Here is a 3323-nt window from a genome sequence, read left to right as displayed (position 1 = left end):
TATCTGGACGTGACCATCAACGGCCAGAAGCAGGACCTGATCGGAGGCTTCGTGGAGCGCGATGGGACCCTGTATGCAACACCCGAGGAGCTGCAGGCGGTGGGGGTGAGGCCGCCCGAAGGCGGGGCGACCGGGGACGGGCTGGTCCCGCTCGCCAGCATCTCCGGGCTGCATTACGACTATGACGAGCCGGGGCAGGCGCTGACGATCACCCTGCCCGAATCGGCCCGCCAGCCGATCGTGATCGGCGCGCGGGACAAGCGCGTGACCCAGGCCGACAGCGACTACGGCGTGCTGCTGAACTACGACCTGCTCGGCACCCGCAGCGACGATTCGACCTCTGGCTCCGGCCTGTTCGAGGGCCGGGTCTTCGGCCCGCTGGGCGTGCTCGACAGCAGCTTCATCGGCAGCCTCGGCGATGACGGCATCCGCAACGGCCAGCGCCTGATCCGGCTGGATTCGACCTGGACCTATTCCGACCCGGACGCGCTGCGCCGCTACCGCCTGGGCGACTTCATCAGCGGCGGCCTGGCCTGGACCCGGCCGGTGCGCATGTTCGGCGGCCAGATCGACCGCGACTACTCGCTGCGGCCGGATCTCGTCACCTTCCCGATCCCCCGATTCGGTGGCGATGCGGCGGTGCCGTCCACGGTCGATGTCTATGTCGACAACGTGAAGCAGTTCTCGTCCGACGTGAAGCCCGGCCCGTTCGAGATCAACGACCTGCCGGTGCTGACCGGCGGCGGCAACGCCCAGGTGGTGGTGCGCGATGCGCTGGGCCGCGAGACGGTGCAGACGCTGCCTTTCTACGCCAGCCGCGACCTGCTGCGCGAAGGCTTCACCGACTATTCCTTCGAGGCCGGCACGATCCGCCGCCGCTACGGCGAGGAAAGCGCCGATTACTCCGGCTTTGCCGGCATCGGCTCGCTGCGCTACGGCGTCGACGACACCCTGACCCTGGAATCGCATGTCGAGGCCGGCCGCGACGTGGTGCTCGGCGGCATCGGCGCGGTCTACGGCGTCGGCACCCTCGGCACCGTCAACGCCTCGGTCGCCGGCAGCCGGGCCGACGGCGACAGCGGGCTGCAATACTCGGTCGGGGTCGAGCATCTCGACCCGCGCTGGAACATCGGCCTGCAGCGCACCGGCACGATCGGCACCTACAAGGACGTCGCGGCGATCCAGGACGACATCGTGCAGCGCAGCGCCACCCGGCTGAACTTCAGCGTGAATTTCGATCGCGTGGGGGCCTTCGGCATCGCCTATATCGACACCGACCAGTCGCGCTTCGGCCGGTCGCGGATCGCATCCGGCAGCTACACCGTGACGCTGGTCGATGACGTGCAGTTGATGGCGACGGCCTTCCTCGACCTGCAGGACCGGTCGAATGGCGGGGTGATGCTGTCGCTGTCGGTCCCGTTCGGCGGCAACACCAATTTCGGCCTCGATGCCAACGCGCAGAACGGCCAGCGCTGGCTGACCCAGCGGGCCAGCTACACCCAGGACACCGGGGTCACCGACCGTGGCCTCGTGGTCAACCTGCAGGCCAGCGAGGGCGATCTCCGCCGCTATTACGGCCAGGTCGACTACCGCACGGCGATGGCCGACTTCACCGCCTCGGCCGACCAGATCGACGGCGCGACCAGCGTGCGGGGCGAGGTCCGTGGCTCGATCACCACCGCTGGCGGCGGCGTGTTCCTGGGCCAGCGCATCGATGACAGCTTCGCCGTGGTCGACACCGGCGTGCCCAATGTCGGCGTGACGCTGGAAAACCGGGAGATGGGGCGCACCAACGGCAGCGGCCAGCTGCTGGTCCGCGGCCTGCGCGCCTATGAGGCGAACAAGATGTCGATCGACGTCGCCGACCTGCCGGCCGACGCCGCCTTCGACGACACCCGCCGCAGCGTGGTGCCGGCCGACCGTAGCGGCATCGTCGTGCATTTCCCGGTGCAGGTCGGCGACGCGGCCACCGTGCTGCTGCACCGTCCCGACGGCAGCGCGGTGCCGCCCGGCGCCACCCTGGCGCTGGACGGCAGGGCGGAGCCGCTGCCGGTCGGCTATGACGGGCTGGCCTACGCCACCGGCCTGCAGCCGGAGAATACCGGGACCGTGACGCTGCCCGATGGCAGCCAGTGCCGGGTTGCCTTCGCCTTTGCCCCGGTGCCGGGCGAGATGCCCCAGATCGGCCCGGTCACCTGTGGAGGAACGCCATGAGACGGCTCCTGCCGGCCGCGTTGCTGGTCCTGCTGCTGTGCGTCCTGCGCAGCGGGCCGGCCTTTGCCCTGGGTGAAAGCTGCACGGTCACCACGACGTCCCTGGCCTTCGGCAATTTCGCGCCGCTGTCGGGCACGGTGCTCGACACCACGGCGACCGTCACCGTGAGCTGCGTCTGCCCGGTGCTGTGCCTCGGCATCAACTACACGGTCGCGGTCAGTTCAGGCGGATCCGGCACCTTCTCGCCCCGGCGGATGAGCGCCGGCACGCCGACTCTGGCCTATAACGGCTTCGACAGCGGCACCCGCACCACCGTCTGGGGCGACGGCACCGGCGGCACCACGGTCCAGTCGCGCTGCCGGCTGCTCGGCGCCATCGGCAGCGGCTGGGTCGAACCGATCACCTTCTACGGCCGCATCCCGGTCAGCACCGGGATCGCCCCCGGCAACTACACGGACAGCCTGACCGTGACGGTGACCTATAACGGCATCTCGCTCTGTCTCTAGCCCGACCATTCGGCCGCATCGCAGGAACCGGCGGCGCCGCCGGGCGTTTTTCTCCCGCGCCGGTCGGAAAGGCTTGAGCCCGCCCGCCCGGCACGTCAGAACGGCGTGTCCTGTCGTCGCGACCTGGAAGCGGAGCCCTTGATGAAACCCGTCCGAGCCATCCTTCTGCCCGCCCTCGCCGCAGCCCTCCTGTCCACCACTGCGGTGGCGCAGACCACGACGCAACGCTATGCCCCATGGCAGCCGCCGCAGCAGGACCAGACCAAGGCCTTGCTGGACGACCTGTCGCGGATGATCGAACAGGCCGAGCGCGACAAGGCGGCCAGCCCCGATTTCATCGCCGACCTGAAGGGGCTGAAGCAGCGCTATTCCGCCTCGGCCGCCGCCCCGGTCCCGGCAGCCCCTTTGCCGGCCGCGCCACCCGCCGCACCGGTTCCGGCCCCTGCGCCTGCGGCGGCACCCGCCGCGCCGGCACCGGCAGCGGCGGCCTCGCTCGCCGGCACCCGCGTCTTCAGCGACGATTTCAGCGACGGCAACTACACCGCCAACCCGACCTGGACGTCGCTGCAGGGCAGCTGGACGGTCGATTCGAACGGCCTGCAC

General features: G+C 70.0%; 3 protein-coding genes. All 3 read left to right on the top strand.

Features of this window, described 5'->3' with window-relative positions; translation table 11 throughout:
* A partial coding sequence (locus AC3XYG_RS23940) for a fimbria/pilus outer membrane usher protein (protein ID WP_489142373.1) occupies positions 1–2214 on the top strand: 2214 nt, incomplete at its 5' end.
* Complete coding sequence (locus tag AC3XYG_RS23935) at positions 2211–2720, top strand: Csu type fimbrial protein (RefSeq protein ID WP_489142372.1); 510 nt, start codon at positions 2211–2213, stop codon at positions 2718–2720. The genes AC3XYG_RS23940 and AC3XYG_RS23935, both read left to right, overlap by 4 nt.
* A 141-nt stretch (positions 2721–2861) precedes the next feature.
* Positions 2862–3323, top strand: a 462-nt coding sequence (locus AC3XYG_RS23930; protein ID WP_489142371.1) for a hypothetical protein, incomplete at its 3' end; no start/stop codon positions are given.

The sequence above is a fragment of the Inquilinus sp. genome, assembly GCF_057815775.1.
The sequence above is the reverse complement of the archived record's forward strand: the minus strand, read 5'-3'. Positions and strand labels throughout refer to the sequence as shown.